Annotated in this window: 12 protein-coding genes and 1 pseudogene; 5 read left to right on the top strand and 8 right to left on the bottom strand. The window is 74.3% G+C overall.

Annotated features, from left to right (window positions below; all coding sequences use genetic code 11):
* Positions 1 to 40: 40 nt before the first annotated feature.
* On the bottom strand, positions 41 to 568 hold the full coding sequence (gene ectA / locus H181DRAFT_RS11970; protein WP_045864311.1) for a diaminobutyrate acetyltransferase: 528 nt from the start codon (positions 566 to 568) through the stop codon (positions 41 to 43).
* A 487-nt stretch (positions 569 to 1,055) separates the two neighbouring features.
* Between ectA and H181DRAFT_RS11975 the strand changes: the two genes are divergently transcribed.
* Both H181DRAFT_RS11975 and H181DRAFT_RS11980 read left to right on the top strand, forming a co-directional pair.
* Complete coding sequence (locus H181DRAFT_RS11975) at positions 1,056 to 2,147, top strand: amidohydrolase family protein (protein WP_045864312.1); 1,092 nt, start codon at positions 1,056 to 1,058, stop codon at positions 2,145 to 2,147.
* A gap of 2 nt (positions 2,148 to 2,149) precedes the next feature.
* Positions 2,150 to 3,670, top strand: a complete 1,521-nt coding sequence (locus tag H181DRAFT_RS11980; RefSeq protein WP_199810820.1) for an amidase — start codon at positions 2,150 to 2,152, stop codon at positions 3,668 to 3,670.
* A 247-nt stretch (positions 3,671 to 3,917) separates the two neighbouring features.
* Here the strand turns inward: H181DRAFT_RS11980 and H181DRAFT_RS11985 are convergent, their stop codons facing one another.
* Together H181DRAFT_RS11985 and H181DRAFT_RS11990 are read right to left on the bottom strand one after the other, a co-directional pair.
* The gene (locus H181DRAFT_RS11985) at positions 3,918 to 4,352 is read right to left on the bottom strand and encodes a DUF6892 domain-containing protein (RefSeq protein WP_045864313.1); all 435 of its coding nucleotides are present in this window, start codon (positions 4,350 to 4,352) and stop codon (positions 3,918 to 3,920) included.
* Positions 4,353 to 4,566: 214 nt separating this feature from the next.
* Positions 4,567 to 5,289 carry a FadR/GntR family transcriptional regulator gene (locus H181DRAFT_RS11990; protein ID WP_045864314.1) on the bottom strand — a complete coding sequence of 241 codons (723 nt, stop codon included), beginning with the start codon at positions 5,287 to 5,289 and terminating at the stop codon, positions 4,567 to 4,569.
* Positions 5,290 to 5,586: 297 nt separating this feature from the next.
* On the opposite strand from H181DRAFT_RS11990, the gene H181DRAFT_RS11995 reads away from it, so the two are divergent.
* From H181DRAFT_RS11995 to H181DRAFT_RS12005, 3 genes are all read left to right on the top strand, one after another.
* The gene (locus tag H181DRAFT_RS11995) at positions 5,587 to 6,984 is read left to right on the top strand and encodes an SLC13 family permease (RefSeq protein WP_045864315.1); all 1,398 of its coding nucleotides are present in this window, start codon (positions 5,587 to 5,589) and stop codon (positions 6,982 to 6,984) included.
* A 188-nt stretch (positions 6,985 to 7,172) separates the two neighbouring features.
* Entirely contained in the window at positions 7,173 to 8,612 is a 1,440-nt protein-coding gene (locus tag H181DRAFT_RS12000) for an acyl-CoA synthetase (protein ID WP_045864316.1), read from the top strand.
* A complete protein-coding gene (locus tag H181DRAFT_RS12005; RefSeq protein WP_045864317.1) occupies positions 8,605 to 10,026 on the top strand; it encodes a carboxyl transferase domain-containing protein in 1,422 nt (473 codons plus the stop codon). The genes H181DRAFT_RS12000 and H181DRAFT_RS12005 overlap by 8 nt, the downstream gene beginning before the upstream one ends.
* Before the next feature lie 34 nt (positions 10,027 to 10,060).
* Here the strand turns inward: H181DRAFT_RS12005 and H181DRAFT_RS12010 are convergent, their stop codons facing one another.
* The 5 genes and pseudogenes from H181DRAFT_RS12010 to H181DRAFT_RS12030 form a co-directional block, all read right to left on the bottom strand.
* A complete protein-coding gene (locus H181DRAFT_RS12010; protein ID WP_045864318.1) occupies positions 10,061 to 11,260 on the bottom strand; it encodes an aminotransferase class I/II-fold pyridoxal phosphate-dependent enzyme in 1,200 nt (399 codons plus the stop codon).
* 121 nt (positions 11,261 to 11,381) lie between these two features.
* Positions 11,382 to 11,756: pseudogene (locus H181DRAFT_RS29900) on the bottom strand (cobalamin biosynthesis protein); the annotation flags it as partial.
* 89 nt (positions 11,757 to 11,845) lie between these two features.
* Positions 11,846 to 13,321 (bottom strand): cobyrinic acid a,c-diamide synthase CobB, encoded by a 1,476-nt coding sequence (locus H181DRAFT_RS12020; protein WP_074467818.1) that lies wholly within the window; start codon positions 13,319 to 13,321, stop codon positions 11,846 to 11,848.
* A 91-nt stretch (positions 13,322 to 13,412) separates the two neighbouring features.
* Complete coding sequence (gene cobO, locus H181DRAFT_RS12025) at positions 13,413 to 14,012, bottom strand: cob(I)yrinic acid a,c-diamide adenosyltransferase (RefSeq protein WP_045864319.1); 600 nt, start codon at positions 14,010 to 14,012, stop codon at positions 13,413 to 13,415.
* Entirely contained in the window at positions 14,012 to 16,267 is a 2,256-nt protein-coding gene (locus H181DRAFT_RS12030; RefSeq protein WP_078895691.1) for a putative cobaltochelatase, read from the bottom strand. Before H181DRAFT_RS12030 ends, cobO begins: the two co-directional genes overlap by 1 nt.
* Positions 16,268 to 16,271: the final 4 nt, after the last annotated feature.

Raw genomic sequence — 16,271 nt, forward strand, 5'->3', positions numbered from 1 at the left:
TTCGAAGTTCGGGACGCGAAGCGGTATGCGCGGGGGGCGCTCAGCGCGTGGTGAGCGGCCCGAGGCCGGACAGCGACGCGACCGGCCCGATGCGGTACAGCACTTCGGGTTCGTGACCGCTCTCGGGGAAGTCGCCCGCGTCGAAGAGCACCTCCTTCTCCACGGGGGCGCCGTGGCGCGCCGCGAAAGAGGTGAAGAGGCGGTTCGAGGGCGTGTTGTCCGGGGTGACGGTGGTCTCGATCCCGTCGATCCCCGCTTCCCGTGCGACGCGTGCGGCGAGCCCGTCGAGCATCGCCGCGGCCAGCCCGCGGCCTCGTGCCGCCTCGTCGACGGCGACCTGCCAGACGAGGAGCGTCCGGGGCTGCCGGGGGCGCACGTAGCCGGTGATGAAGCCGACCGGTTCGCCGTCCGCGCCCCGTGCTACCACGGAGGTCCCTGCGAAGTCGCGGCACCACAGGAGATAGCTGTAGGAGGAGTTGAGGTCGAGCGTCCGTGAGTCGCGGGTGATGCGCCACAGCGCCGCCCCGTCCTCAGGTCGCGGAGCGTCGAGTGTCAGTCCCTCCGGCATTTCCAGGAAAATCCTGTGGGCACGTGCATGGTCTGCTTGTGCGGCGGTCATGGGTATTAAATTTACCCAGCGGATGCCAAAAACGCACGGCGGGCCGGGGTTACGCGAGAAGGGGTCCCTGTGTTATCGCGCGCAGGCGCGCAGGTGAGATGGGCGGCGCCGTTATGCCCCGACTTAAAGGGATAATCCCGGAGGATGCGGGCGGTCTGTGGAGTCTGTCACATCCTCGAAACGACCTTGTGAGGTCCTCGAATTACGTCAGGGTAACCATAGAAAATTCGAGTGTTTAAGCGATCGGAAAGCGGGAACAAGAATACGGGCGGCTACGCTCGATGAATTCCGGGAATGCATTCTCCTCCGTTGAGTTCAATGTCGCATCTCCAGGCCCGCGAGTGCAATGGGATCGCCACGTTCCGTATGCGGTCCTGAGCAGCCGGAAATGCCGGCCGGGTATGAACGCGGGGGAGCGGCTCGTAGGCTGCGGGCCATGAGCGACGGCGGGATTCTCCACATCAAGGGGCGCGTGCTGGCCGGGCCCGAGGACGTCCGGGACGAGCTGTGGGTGGTGGGCGGGCACATCACCTACGAGCGCCCCCCGGGCACGGTTCCTGACACGGGCGTCATCGAGGGCTGGGTGCTGCCCGGGCTCGTGGACGCCCACTGCCATGTGGGCCTCGGCTCCAAGGGCCCCGTCGACGAGTCGGCCACGGAGAAGCAGGCGATCACGGAGCGGGAGGCCGGTGCGCTGCTGCTGCGCGACGCGGGCTCCCCCTCGGACACCCGCTGGGTCGACGACCGTGCGGATCTGCCGCGGATCATCCGCGCCGGCAGGCACATCGCCCGCACGAAGCGCTACATCCGCAACTTCGCGCACGAGATCGAACCCGGCGACCTCGCCGCCTACACCCGGCGTGAGGCCCGCCGCGGCGACGGCTGGGTGAAGCTCGTGGGGGACTGGATCGACCGTGAGGAGGGCGACCTCGCCCCGTGCTGGCCGCGCTGGGCCGTGGAGGAGGCGATCGCCGCCGCCCACGAGGAGGGCGCCCGCGTCACGGCGCACTGCTTCGCGGAAAGCTCGCTCCGCGACCTGGTCGAAGCCGGAATCGACTGCGTCGAACACGCCACGGGGCTCACGGAGGAGACCGTCCCGCTCTTCGCCGAGCGCGGCGTCGCGATCGTCCCCACCCTCGTGAACACCGCCACGTTCCCGCAGCTCGCCGAGGGAGGCAAGAAGTACCCCCGCTGGGCCGCGCACATGCGGCAGCTCCACGAGCGCCGCTACGAGACGGTCCGCGCCGCGTACGAGGCGGGCATCCCCGTCTTCACGGGGACGGACGCCGGCGGGTCGCTGCCGCACGGACTCGTCTCCGCGGAGGTCGGCGAGCTGGTCAAGGCGGGCATCCCCGCGGCGGACGCCCTGTCGGCGGCCGTCTGGGGCGCCCGGCGCTGGCTGGGCCGCCCCGGGCTGGAGGAGGGAGCCCCCGCCGACCTCGTCGTGTACGCGGAGGACCCGCGGGCGGATGTCGGGGTGCTGGGCTCCCCGCGGAGGGTCGTGCTGCGGGGAGAGGTGGTGCACTAGCCGTGGAGGACGGCGGAGCGCGCACGGGCCGGGAGCACGGGCGGCGCACGGACGAGGCCCCGCGGCGGACACCGGAGGGGCCCCGGCGGGCGGACGCCGCAGGGATCGTCTCGTGGAGCGCCATGGAGCTCTCGCGGGCCGTCGCGGGCCGCGAAGTGACGTGCGCCGAGGTCATGCGGGCATACCTGGAGCACATCGAACGGGTCAATCCGCACTTCTGCGCGATCGTCGGGGCCCAGGCGCCGGAGCTCTCCCTGGAGCAGGCGCGAGAGCGGGACCGGGAGCTGGAGCGCGGCGAGAGCCGCGGCTGGATGCACGGCTTCCCCTACGCGGTGAAGGACCTCGCCGAGGCGCGCGGCCTGCCGTGGACGGAGGGTTCGCCCCTGCACAGGGACCGCGTCGCGGAGCGGGACGCCCCGTTCGTGCGGCGCGTCAGGGACGCCGGCGCCGTCGTGATCGGCAAGACCAACACCCCCGAGTTCGGCCTGGGTTCGCAGACGTACAACCAGGTGTGGGGGACGACGGGCAACGCCTACGACCCCGCGCTCACGGCGGGCGGCAGCAGCGGGGGAGCGGCCTGCGCCCTCGCCCTGCGGATGCTGCCGGTCGCCGACGGCAGCGACTACATGGGCTCCCTGCGCAACCCCGCCGCGTTCAACAACGTGCTCGGCATGCGCCCGAGTCAGGGACGCGTTCCGGGCCCCGGGTTCACCGGTCAGCCGGGCGTGGCCGGCCCGATGGCCCGCACGGTGACGGACCTTGCGTGGCTGCTGTCGGTGATGGCGGGGCCGCACGAGGAGTCCCCGACGGCGTTCCCGGAGAGCGGCGAACGCTTCCGGGAGCCCCTGGAACGCGACTTCCGGGGGACCCGCGTGGCATGGGTCGGCGACTGGCGGGGGCGGCTGGCCACCGAGCCGGGAGTGCTGGAGGTGTGCCGCTCCTCGCTGGCCGTCTTCGAGGCGCTCGGGTGCGAAGTCGTGGACGCCGTACCGGACTTCCCGGCCGACGAGCTCTGGCGGACGTTCCTCACCTGGCGCTGGTGGGCGGCCCTGGACCGGTACGGCCTGTACACCGACCCCGCCGCGCGGGAGCGGATGAAGCCCGAGGCGGTGTGGGAGACCGAGTGGGGACTGGCCCTGAGCGCCCTCGACGTCACGGAGGCGGCCGCGTCGCGGGACCGCTGGTACGCGGCGCTGGCGGAGTTCTTCCGTGGTTACGACTACATCCTCGCCCCGGCGGCACAGGTCTTCCCCTTCGCGAAGGAGACGAGGTGGCCCGAGGTGGTCGGCGGACGCCGCATGGACACTTACCACCGCTGGATGGAGACGGTGGTGCCCTGGTCGCTGGCCGGTGTGCCGGTGATCGGGATGCCGGCCGGGTTCGGCCGGCAGGGGCTGCCCGCGGGCCTGCAGCTCGTGGGCAGACCGCGAGCCGACTTCGAGGTGCTTCAACTGGCCTACGCGTACGAGCAGTCGACGAACTGGGTGGAGCGCCGCCCGCCCGCGCCGGCGGCCGCCGGCTGAGCGGGTTCATCGCCGGGCTGCGGGACAGGAGCGGGCAGGCGGACGTCAGCCGCCGCGGCAGCCGACGGGACGGCGCGCCCGCCGGAGAACCCGGCCCTCCCGTTCAGGACCTGCGAGAGGTGGTGACAACACCTCACGGAGGGCGTGAGTCGGGCGGTGGCTTCTCAGCGGACCGCGAGTGTTCGAGCCGGACGAGGGACGGGGCCGCGCGCGTCCGTACCCGGCGCGGACGCGCGCGGTGCCGGGCTCAGTCGGTCTCGATGCCCCGCGCGGCGAAGACCTCCGCCGCGTCCGGCACCGCCAGGACACCGTCCTCGACGAAGGTGACCTCCCGCAGGTTGGGCAGCAGGGCGAGGTCGTCGAGCGAGCGGACGTCGAACAGGCCGTCCTCGCCGTCCCAGGCGGGGGCGCAATGCCCGAAGACCTCTGCCCCGGCGTCGAAGCACAGCTCCTCGACGCGGGCGAGCAACTCGGCCGGTATCTCCAGGGCCTCGAAATGGGCCCGGGGCTCCGGCAGCACCTCCGCGTCGAGACCGTTCTCCAGGACGTAGCCGGTGGGATCGTCGATCCCCTGCTCGGCCAGCCGCGCGGGCAGGTCGTAGACCGGGAGGAGCGGCTCGGGGCCGTACATGAGCTCCTCGATGACGAGCAGCTTGAGGTTGAAGTCGCGGAACTGGCTCATGGGACATGAGTACCAGGGAGGTACGACAGCCCCCGGCCCGGGCCAGGCCCGTTCAGACAGCCGTGGCGGCCGATCTGCGGAATCGCCTGCCGTGCAGACGGAAGCGCATGCCGTGCAGACGTGCAGGGGGTTCGCAGCTGCAAGGTGGCGGCCGCGGTCGGCGGACTGAATCGAGCGGACCGGGACTGCACGTCTCGAGCCCGGACGAGAGGCCTTAGTCCGGGGACTCGGCCTTCTCGTCCGGGTTCCACTCCAGGAGCCGCACCTTGGCGACCGTCCTCACGTGGTCGCGCATCGCCGCGGCCGCGGCCTCGGGGTCGCCGGCCCGGACCGCGTCGAGGATGCGCACGTGCTGGTCGAGGGAGCGGGTGGGTCGTCCGGGCTGACGCAGGGACTCGGTGCGGCTCTCCGCGACCGCTTCGGCGATCGATCGCATGAACTCCGCCAGAAGGGAGCTGTGCCCGGCAGCGGTCACCGCCGCGTGGAACTGCCGGTCGCCTTCGACGCCGTGACCGCCGGCGGCGATGTCCGCCTCCATGGCGCTCAGGGCGGCGCGCATCGCCTTCAGGTCCTCCTCCGTGCGGCGCTCGGCGGCGAGTTCGGCGAGCTTGGTCTCCATCGCCTCGCGGGCCTCGAGCACGTCGGGGAGCCGCCGCCTGCGTTCCACCAGGCGTTCGACGGGTTCCGCGTCGAGGGTGTCTCCCACCATGTACGTGCCGCCGCCGTGCCGGGTCTCCACGAGCCCCTGCACCTCCAGGACGACCACGGCCTGCTTCACGGAGGCCCGGCTGACGCCCAGACGCTGGGCCAGTTCGCGCTCCGTGGGCAGCTTGTCGCCCGCGCGGAGCTTCTGCTCCACCGCGTAGGCCCTCAGCCGGTCGAGCACCTGCTCGTAGAGGCGAGGACGCGCCATCGGTCGCAGTGAGTCGTCGGTCATGCGGGCCCCCTCGGTCAGCTGCCCCGTGGCCGGAGCCTAGCAGTGTGGATCAAAGGCTGAATGGCCGAGTGGACGAACCAATTCCGTCGCAGTCATTGACACCGGTGACGACCCGGCGCGAACGTGGTTCAGCCACTTGACCAGTCGGCCAGTTGGCCAATTCGCGGCCGTGCGGCCTCTGGTCCTTCCGAGAGGGCACCGGCACCGGCGTCAGCCGCGTCCGGGCACCGGCCCGCTATCCACGACAGCGACCTTCCCCCGAGGCGATCCGCTCACGGGCCCGACGACGGGAGCCCCATGTCCGCCGAACTCATATCGATCCTGGTCCTGGCGGTGATCTTCGTCGTCGCCACCACGCGCTCGGTCAACATGGGCGCTCTGGCCTTCGCGGCCGCCTTCGGCGTCGGCACGCTCGCCGCGGGCTTCGACGCCGAGGAGGTCTTCGCGGGCTTCCCCGGCGACCTGTTCGTGGTGCTCGTCGGCGTCACGTACTTCTTCGCGATCGCGCGGGCCAACGGCACGACCGACTGGCTCGTGCACGCCGGAATCCGGATGGTGCGCGGGCGCGTGGTGCTCATCCCATGGGTGATGTTCGCCGTCACGGGCGTGCTGACGGCCATCGGCGCCGTCAGCCCCGCGGCGGTCGCCATCATCGCGCCGCTCGCCATGGGGTTCGCGGCGAAGTACCGCATCCACCCCTTGCTGATGGGCGCGCTCGTGGTGCACGGCGCACAGGCGGGAGGTTTCTCCCCGATCAGCATCTACGGCTCGACGGTCAACAGCATCGTCGCCAGGGAAGGCCTGCCGGGCAACGAGCTGGCCCTGTTCGCCGCGAGCCTCGTCGTCAACCTCGTGATCGCGGCCGTCATCTTCGTCGCCTGCGGAGGCATGCGGCTCCGCGGGACCGGCGCGTCCGCCGCGCCGGCCACCGCTCCGGAGGCGGAGGGCCCGGTGGGGAGCGCGGGCGGCGCGGGCAGCGCGCAGGGGAAGCCCGGCACCGGCGGGGGAGAGGGCACGGCCGTGGCCGCAGACCCGCGCCCCGTCGCCACGGCGCCGTCGGCCGCGGAACCCGAGGAGGAGCCGGGCGGCACGGTCACCCTGACTCCCGCCCGGTTCGCCACGCTCGCCGGGCTGGTCGTCCTCGTCGCCGCGGTGCTCGTCTTCGATCTCGACGCGGGACTGACCGCCATCGCCCTCGCCGTGGTGCTCGCTGTGATCTGGCCCCAGGACAGCAAGGAGGCCGTCAACGGCATCACCTGGCCGACGGTGCTCCTGGTCTGCGGCATGCTCACCTACGTCAACGTGCTGGACGAGATGGGCACCATCGAGTGGGCCGGGGAGGGCGTCGCCGCCATCGGCGTTCCGCTGATCGCCGCGCTGCTCTTCTGCTACATCGGCGGCTTCGTCTCGGCCTTCGCCTCGTCCGTCGGCATCATCGGCGCGCTCATCCCCCTGGTCGTGCCCTTCCTGGAGAAGGGCGAGATCGGCGTCGTCGGGATGGTGGCCGCGCTGTCCGTGTCCGCGACCGTCGTCGACGTCAGCCCGTTCTCGACCAACGGCGCCCTGGTCCTGGCCAGCGCCGAGGAGGTCGACAGGGACCGCTTCTTCCGTCAGCTCATGATCTACGGCGGTGCCGTCACGGCCGCGGTGCCGGCACTCGTCTGGCTGGCGATCGTCGTCCCCGGCCTCGGGTGACCTGCCGGGCTCCCGGGTAACCGCACTGTCGAGGGCCCTCGTCCACCAGCGCCGTGCCGTCCCGACGCGCTGAACGCTCCGTCACCCGACCGTCCCGCGAACACGACCGAACCGTCCCGCTCACGCGTCCCCCGCGAACGACCGAACCACCACGCTGCCGTACCAGCGAGACTGCGAGGAATGCCACCGTGTCCACCTTCTTCCCGGCGCTGCACACCCCGCCCCCGAAGACCGCCCTGGACTTCGGCGACCACTCCCTCACCTACGCCGAACTCGCCGCGGCGGCAGGCACGCTGGCCCAGGAACTCACCCCCGGGCAGCGCGTCGCCGTATGGGCGACCCCCACTCTCCACACCGGCGTCGCCGTAGTGGCCGCCCTCCTCGCCGGAGCGCCCGCCGTACCGGTCAATCCGAGGGTCGGAGAGCGGGAGTTGGCGCACATCGTCGGCGACAGCGAACCGGCCCTCGTACTGGCCGAGCCGGAAGCCTCCCTCCCCGCGGCGCTCGACGCGCTGCCCCGCATCGACGTCAGCCCCGCGCCGCCCGCCGCTCCCGCACCGCCGCTCCCGGCCGAACCCGGTGAGGAGGCGCCCGCGGTGGTCGTCTACACCTCGGGCACCACGGGTCCGCCGAAGGGCGCCGTCCTCCCGCGCCGCGCGCTGGCCAGCACCCTCGACGCCCTCGAGGACGCCTGGGAGTGGACGGAGCACGACGTGCTCGTGCACGCCCTGCCCCTCTTCCACGTGCACGGACTCATCCTCGGCGTCCTCGGGCCGCTGCGCCGCGCCGGAACCGTGCGCCACCTCGGCCGCTTCTCGACGGACGGCGTCAGGGACGCGCTGAGCGGCGGGGCGACCATGCTCTTCGGGGTGCCGACGATGTACCACCGGATCGCCGAGGAGGTCGGCGGCGACGAGAAGCTGGCCCGTGCTCTCGGGAAGGCCCGTCTCCTGGTCTCCGGCTCCGCCCCTCTGCCCGTGCACGACCACCGGCGGATCGCCGAGGCCACGGGCCGGCAGATCGTGGAGCGGTACGGCATGACGGAGACCCTGATGAACACCAGCGTCCGCGCGGACGGGGAGCGGCGCCCCGGCACCGTGGGCGTGCCGCTGGCGGGCGTCGAGGTGCGGCTCGTCGACGAGGAGGGGCGCAGCATCGAGGTGCTCGACGGCGAGACCGTCGGCGAGATCCAGGTCCGGGGCCGCAACCTGTTCACCGAGTACCTCAACCGGCCCGATGCCACGGCGGAGGCGTTCGACGGCGGCTGGTTCCGTACGGGCGACATGGCGACCAGGGACCCGGACGGCTACGTGCGGATCGTCGGCCGCAAGGCCACCGACATCATCAAGAGCGGCGGCTACAAGATCGGCGCGGGTGAGATCGAGAACGTCCTGCTCGAACACCCCGACGTGCGTGAGGCGGCCGTCACGGGCGAGCCCGACGACGACCTCGGCGAGCGCATCGTCGCCTGGATCGTTCCCGGTCCCCGGCAGCCCGGCGAGCAGGAGCTCGCCGATCACGTCGCCTCCCAGCTGACGCCCTACAAGCGGCCCCGCGTGGTGCGGTTCCGCGAGACGCTGCCCCGCAACGACATGGGCAAGCTGATGAAGCGGGCGCTCCATGAGTGACGGCGCCGCCCCCCGCAGAGGCCCGACGGCGCGGGACGTGATCCGCGCCGTCTCCAGCGGCTTCGCTGAACTCCCGGGCACCGGCGCCGAGTTCCGGCCGGACGACCACGGGGCGGCGGACGGTCCCCTGGCCTGGGACGGATACGGCGTCGCCCGCGAGCGAGCGGTGGAGCGCACAGGCGAGACCGAGTCGGCGGTGTGCGGCACGGCGGTGGCCGGCGGTGTGGAAGTGGTGCTGATCTCCTTCGAGTTCGCCTTCCTCGGCGGCTCGCTGGGAGCGCGTACCGGCGACCGGATCGCCGCGGCCTACGCGCAGGCCCGCGCACGCGGGATGCCCGTGGTCTCCCTCATCGCCACCGGCGGCAGCCGCATGCAGGAGGGCATGGTCGCCCTGTCCCAACTGCAGCGCGTGGCGCGGGAGTCGATGCTCACGCGACGGGCGGGGCTGCCGCAGATCGCCGTGCTGCGCGACCCCTCCACCGGCGGGGGATGGGCCACGCTCGGCGCCGGAGCGGACGTCGTCCTCGCCCTGCCGGGGGCCCAGGTCGCCTTCGCGGGGTCGCGCGTACGTCCGCAGGGCGCCGACCCGCACCCCTACTCCGCGGAGGGGCAGTGGGAGGCGGGGCACATCGACCAGATCGTGGGGGAGGAGGAGCTGCGGGAGGCACTCGCGCGGTGGCTCACGCTGCTGACCGGCGGCTCCGGCACCGCTCCGCCCCCTCCCGGGGCCCTGCCCGGGGGACGCCCCCCGTCCGTCCCCGCCGACGGGCAGGAGGCGGTGGCGCGCGCCCGCGACGCCCTGCGGCCGCGCGCCGCCGCCTATCTGGACGACTACTTCGACACGCGTGAGGACGTTCGGGGGGACCGCTGCGGCGGCACCGACGAGGGGATGCTCTGCGGCTTCGGGCGCCGGGACGGCCGAACGGTCGCCTACGCGGCGCAGTGCGGGACCGCCACGCGCCCCGCGGGCTTCCGTACGGCGGCCCGCCTGATCCGTACCGCGGACCGGCTGGGCATCCCCGTGCTCACGCTCATCGACACGCCGGGAGCGGCCAACGACGCGGAGGCGGAGCGAGCAGGCGCGGGCCCCGCCATCGCGGACGCCTTCGCGGCGGTCGCCGGGGCGACGGTGCCGGTCACGTCGCTGCTCGTCGGGGAGGGCGGCTCGGGCGGCGCCCTGGCTCTCGCCGCGCCCGGGAGGCTGTGGGTCACCCCCGACAGCTACTTCTCCGTGATCGCTCCCGAGCTGGCCGCGGCGATCCTCAAGCGGCCGAGCGACGAAGTGCCGCGTACCGCCGACCAGTTGTGGCTCCGGCCGCAGGACGTGGTGCGGCTGGGCATCGCGCGGGGCGTGGTGGACGAGCGGTCGCCCCGGGAGCAGCCGTCGAGCAGCGACGCCGCAAGAGCGCGGTAGCCGCTGAGCCCGGCGGCCCCGGGGGCGCCGGGGCTCAGGGAAGGCCGAGAACGCCGGCCATCGCCGCCGCCAGCCGGTCCGTGCACTCCCGGTCCCGGACGGCGATACGGAGCCACTCGGGGCCCAGACCGGGGAAGGTGTCGCCCCTGCGCAGCGCGAAGCCCCGCGCGCGCAACTCCTCCCGCAGCGCGGCCGCCTGCGGGTGCTGCACGAGGACGAACGGTCCACGCGGGCGGCCCGCCACCGCGAGTCCCGCCGGTGTGAACTCCCGCAGGCGGTCCAGCAGATGGTCACGGTCTCTCTCGATCTGCCGTGCCGCCGCCTCCGCTTCGGCCAGGGCGTGCGGTTCGCAGCACGCCTCGGCGGCCGTCAGGGCCGGCGTGGAGACGGGCCACAGCGGCTGATGCCGGGCGAGGGCGGCGATCGTCCCGGCGTCGGAGAGCACGTAGCCGATGCGCAGCCCGGCAAGCCCCCACGTCTTGGTGAGGCTGCGCAGCACGACGACGCGTCCCGGCAGCGGTCGCGTCCCGTCGGCCCGCGGGCCCGGCTCCGTCCCGGGGCCCGCCGCGTGTGCCACGTCCGGTGCGCCCGGAGCCGGACGGGGCGGCGCCTCCCGCTGCGCCGGCGAAGGTGCCAGGGACTCCGCCTCGCCCGGGACGGCGTCGGCGAAGGCCTCGTCCACGACGAGTGTCCGCCCCGGCCGGGCGAGTCCGGCGAGCAGGCGCGAAGGATGCAGGACGGACGTCGGGTTGGTCGGGTTGCCGACGACGACGAGGTCGGCGCTCTCCGGTACGTCCGCGGGGTCGAGCCGGAACCCGTCCGCCGCACGCAGCAGGACGCGCCGCACGCTCCGGCCGGCGTCCTCCAGGGCAGCCTCCGGCTCCGTGAACTGCGGGTGGACCACGACGGGCCGGACGGCCTCCAGCGCGCGGGCCAGCAGCACGAACGCCTCGGCGGCCCCCGCGGTGAGCAGGACCTGCTCCTCCGCCACACCGTGCCGGGCGGCGACGGCCCTGCGGGCGGCCCTCGGGTCCGGGTACGCGGCGAGGGAGCCGAGGGAGGCGGCGAGGCGTGAGGTGAGCCAGCCGGGCGGCGTGCCCGTCCGCACGTTGACGGCGAGATCGGTCAACCCCGGCTCGGCGTCGCGGAGTTCGGCGTCGCCGTGGTGCCGCAGGCCGGGCCCGTCCGGCGTCCCGTGCGGCGCTGCCGCCCGCGGTGCCGGATCAGAGCGCATGGGCGCCGGGCCCCGCCGTCGCGTCCGCCGGGCCGAGAGGTCCCGCCGCCGGGCGGCCGTACGCCCGTTCCGCCGGAACGCCGAGGGGCGCCCCGACGGCGCTCGGCATGGCCGCGGTGGCCACCGCGGCCGTCGCCATCGCGGTACGGCCCGGCCGCGCGGACGGAGTCTTGCGCACGAGCAGGCGGCCGCCCCCGCCCGCGGCGAGGAGCGCCGCCGCCTCGGCCACGGAAGGGGTCGCGACGGCGGTACGCGTCAGCTCCGAGGGCGTCGGTACCTCGACCGCGCACAGCGCCTCGGACGGGAAGGTGCGCAGCGGCACCCGGAGGCGTTCGGCGGCGGCGAGCAGCCCCGGTTCGCCGGCCTTCGAGTCGACCGTCGCCAACTCCCTCACGCAGTCGGCCGGGAGGCCGCCCTCGGCGAGGACGCGCTCGACGAGTTCGAGGACCTCGCCGCTTCCCACCCCGCGGCTCGCGCCCACGCCCACCGTCAACATCCGCTGGGGCGAGGGGAGTTCGCGCGGACGTACCGGCGCGGCCGGATCGTCGCGGCGCGGGGCGGCGCCGGCGTCCGCGTGCGGTCCCGTCATTCGGCACACCTCTCCACGAACCTGCGGGCCGCCCAGGGCGAGGCGGCCCAGTGCACATGTAGGTACGAGGCGTGGACGCCGCCGCGTACGCCGCCGAGGAAACCCTCCGTACGGCGCTCGGGCCGCACCAGCCCCCAGGCCGGTTCGAGCCCCGCTCCGGGGGTGACGGCGGTCCGGTGGAACTCGTGGCCGCGGACCCGGGCTCCCGCCGCCGCGACGGAACTGTCCCCGACGGCGACGGCCTCGCGGTAGCCGAGCGTCAGACGCTCCGTCATCCGGGCGGTGGCGTCCAGCACGCCGCACATCTCGTTCCCGTCCAGCTCGCGCGTCAGGTAGAGCAGCCCCGCGCACTCGGCCGCCACGGGGCCGCCGCCGGCCACCAGCCCGGCGACCTCGTCGCGCAGCGCCTTGTTCGCCGACAGCTCCGGGCCGTACACCTCGGGGAACCCTCCGCCGATGACGATGCCGCGTGTGCCCTCGGGCAGTGCCTCGTCCCGCAGCGGGTCGAAGGGGGCGACCTCCGCGCCCGCCGCGCGCAGCAACTCCCCGTGCTCCGCGTAGGAGAAGGTGAACGCGGGTCCTCCGGCGACCGCGACGACAGGGCGGCGGGGTCCGCCGCGTACACCGTCCCCGCACCGGCCGTCCCTCCGGGCGGGCACGCCGGCCGCGGCGGCGGAGCCGCGCGCAGTCCCCCGGGACGCCGTCTCCGGGGCGGCAGCCGGCTCCGGCGCCACCTCCTCGGCCGCGTCCCAGGGCGTCACCGGAAGCGGCGGAGCCGTTCGCGCGAGCGCCAGCAGCGCGTCGAGATCGCATCCGCGCCGTACCTGCTCCGCGGCACCCCGCACGGCCTCGACGGCCTGGGCAGCGCGTTCGGCCACCGGGACCAGGCCCAGATGGCGCGAGGGCGCGTCCAGCGCGGGCACGCGCCGCAGCACCCCCAGCACGGGCACGCCCGAGGCCTCCATGGCGTCCCGGAGCAGCTCCTCGTGCCTGTCGGAGGCGACCTTGTTGAGCAGCACGCCCGCCACCCGCACCTCCGGGTCCCAGGACGCGAAGCCGTGTACGAGCGCCGCGACCGACCGGGACTGCGAGGAGGCGTCCACGACCAGGACGACGGGAGCCCGCAGCAGCTTCGCCACATGGGCGGTCGAAGCCAGCTCCCCCGCACCTGCCGCACCGTCGAAGAGGCCCATGACCCCTTCCACGACGGCCAGTTGGGCGCCCGCCGCGCCGTGCGCGAACAGCGGCGCGACGCGTTCGGGGCCGCACAGGTAGGCGTCGAGGTTGCGGCCGCGCCGTCCCGTCGCGAGCGCGTGGTAGCCCGGGTCGATGTAGTCGGGCCCGACCTTGTGCGGCGAGACGGCCACTCCCGCTTCCGTGAACGCGGCCATGAGCCCGGTGGCGACGGTCGTCTTCCCGCTGCCCGACGAGGGGGCGGCGAGGACGAGGCGCGGGACGTTCACGCCGCCCATGCCCGCACCACCTCGGCGGGCGGCAGGCGCCGTCGGCCGGCAAGGCCGGGAGGCCCGAAGAACGCGCGCCGGGCGCGGGCTGTTCCGGCGCTCACCACTCGATGCCCCGCTGGCCCTTCTGGCCCGCGTCCATGGGGTGTCTGACCTTGGTCATCTCGGTCACCAGGTCCGCCGCGTCGAGGAGTTGCCGCGGGGCGTTGCGCCCGGTGACGACCACGTGCTGGGTGCCGGGCCTGTCGCGCAGCACGCGGACCACCTCGTCCGCGTCGATCCACCCCCAGTGCAGCGGGTAGGCGAACTCGTCGAGGACGTACAGCCGGTACGTCTCCGCGGCCAGGTCGCGCTTGACCTGCTCCCAGCCCTCCAGTGCGGCCTCTTCGCTGCCCATCTCGCCGTCGCGCTGGATCCACGACCAGCCCGCGCCCATCTTGTGCCAGGTGACGGGGCCGCCCTCGCCGGAGTCGCCCAGCACGCGCAGGGCCCGCTCCTCACCGACCTTCCACTTGGCCGACTTCACGAACTGGAAGACCCCGATGGGCCAGCCCTGGTTCCAGGCCCGCAGCGCCAGGCCGAAGGCGGCGGTCGACTTGCCCTTGCCGGTTCCGGTGTGGACGGCGACCAGGGCGCGGTTGCGGCGCTGCCGGGTGGTCAGGCCGTCGTCCGGCACGGTGTTCGGCTGTCCTTTCGGCACTACGCCGCCCTCCCTCGGCGGGCGGATGCCCCCGCCCGCGTCTCTGCTCCTGCCCCTGCTCCTGTTGCCGGACCGTGCTCTCGCCCCGGGCCCTGCCGTGCTGCCGGGCCCGTCCCGCCGCGGGGCCGCGAACCGGTGGCGTGCCGTACGAGATCGGTCACGGCGTCCGCCCTCAGCTCCTCCAGCGTGACCGCGGTGCCCCCGAGGTCCCGCGCGAGTTCGCCCGCCAAGCCGAGCCGTACCGGCCCCGCCTCGCAGTCGAGGACCACCGACGTGGTGCCGTCCGCCTCCAGCAGCCGGGCGGCGCGCTGAGCCTGACGGGCCGGGTCGGCGCCGCCGGTGGCGCGCCCGTCGGTGACGACGATCAGCAGCGGGCGGCGCGCCGCGTCCCGCATCCGCTCCACCCGCAGCACGTCACGGGCCTTCAGCAGCCCGGCGGCCAGCGGGGTGCGGCCGCCCGTGGGCAGCGACTCGAGACGTGCTGCCGCGGCCTCCACCGACGACGTCGGCGGCAGCGCGACCTCCGCCCCGGACCGGCGGAAGGTGACCATGCCCACCTTGTCGCGCCGCTGGTAGGCGTCCAGCAGGAGCGACAGCACCGCCCCCTTGACAGCGCCCATCCGCTTGCGGGCGGCCATGGAGCCCGAGGCGTCCACGGCGAACAGGACGAGATTGCCCTCGCGCCCCTCCCGTACGGCCTCTCGCAGATCGTCGCGCCGCAGCACCAGGCCCGGCCCGCTGCGTCCGCGGACGTGCTGGTGCGGAGCCGCCGCCTGCACGGTGGCCGCGACGTGCAGCCTGCCGAGCGCGCCGCGGGGCCTCCGGGCGCCGGTGGTGCGGCCCTGGGACGTGCGGGCGCGGGAGCGGCGGCCGGCGGCTCCCTCGCCCAGGCCGGGGACGGAGAGGGTGCGGGCCCGGAACGGCTCGGACGCGCGGGCGGGCGCCTTCTCACCGGGCCGGCCCGGCGGCGCCCCGCCGGTGCCGTCCTTCTCGCCGGGCCCGTCGTCACCGCCCTCCGGAGCTGCCTCGGCCTCGCCGGCCGCCGGAGAGGGCTCCTGCTGCCCCTCACCGCCCCGGCGCGGCTCCGGAAGGGGCGCGTCCGCCTGGCTCTCCTGGCTCTGCGCGGGCTCGTCCGGACCCGGCGGGCCGTCGCTCCCGGGGGGCTGCCCGCCGCCGTCGGGACCGCCGCCGTCCGGGTCGTCGTCCCCGTCGTCGTCGCTTCCGCATCCGTCGCCGCCGTCCGGCGTGCTGTGCCGGCGCAGCGTCTCGTCGAGCTTGTCCTCGTCCAGGCCGGGCGCGTCGAACGGGTTCCGCCGGCGGCGGTGCGGCAGCGCCAGCAGAGCCGCCTGCCGCACGTCGTCCGCCACGACGTCGGTGCGTCCGGCCCACGCGGCGAGAGCGGTCGCGGTGCGTGCCATGACCAGGTCGGCGCGCATGCCGTCCACCTCGAACGCCGCACAGGTCGCCGCGATCTGCCGCAGCGCCTCGTCGCCCAGCCGCACGCCCGGCAGCAACTCCCGTGCCGCAGCGATGCGTTCACGCAGCGACTGCTCCTCGTCGGCCCAACTCGCCCTGAACGCGGCGGGGTCGGCGTCGTACGCCAGCCGCCGGCGTACGACGTCCACGCGCTCGTCGGTGTCGCGGGAGGCCGTCACCTCCACGGTCAGCCCGAAGCGGTCAAGCAACTGCGGCCGCAGCTCGCCCTCTTCGGGGTTCATCGTGCCGACGAGCAGGAACCGCGCGGCGTGCCGGACGGACACCCCTTCACGCTCCACGTAGGAGGCGCCCATGGCGGCGGCGTCCAGCAGCAGGTCGACGAGGTGGTCGTGGAGGAGGTTGACCTCGTCCACGTACAGCACGCCGCGATGGGCGTCGGCCAGCAGACCCGGCTGGTACGCCTTCACGCCCTCCGACAGGGCACGTTCGATGTCGAGCGCTCCCACCAGGCGGTCCTCGGAGGCGCCGACGGGCAGCTCCACCATCGCCGCGGGACGCGCCCCTCCGCCGCCCGGCTCGTGCGGCCCGTCGGGGCAGTCGGGGTCCGGTGCGGCGGGGTCGCAGGAGAAGCGGCACCCCGGTACGACCGCGACCTCGGGCATCAGCGCCGCCAGCGCCCGTACGGCGGTGGACTTCGCGGTCCCCTTCTCACCGCGCACCAGCACGCCGCCGACGGCGGGCGAGACCGCGTTGAGCAGCAGCGCCAGCCGCAGGTCGGACATGCCCACGATCGCTGAGAAGGGGTAGGGGCTCCGGATGGTG

Origin of the sequence: Streptomyces sp. WMMB 714 (assembly GCF_900090125.1) — a bacterium.
GTDB classification, from domain to species: Bacteria; Actinomycetota; Actinomycetes; order Streptomycetales; family Streptomycetaceae; genus Streptomyces; species Streptomyces daqingensis.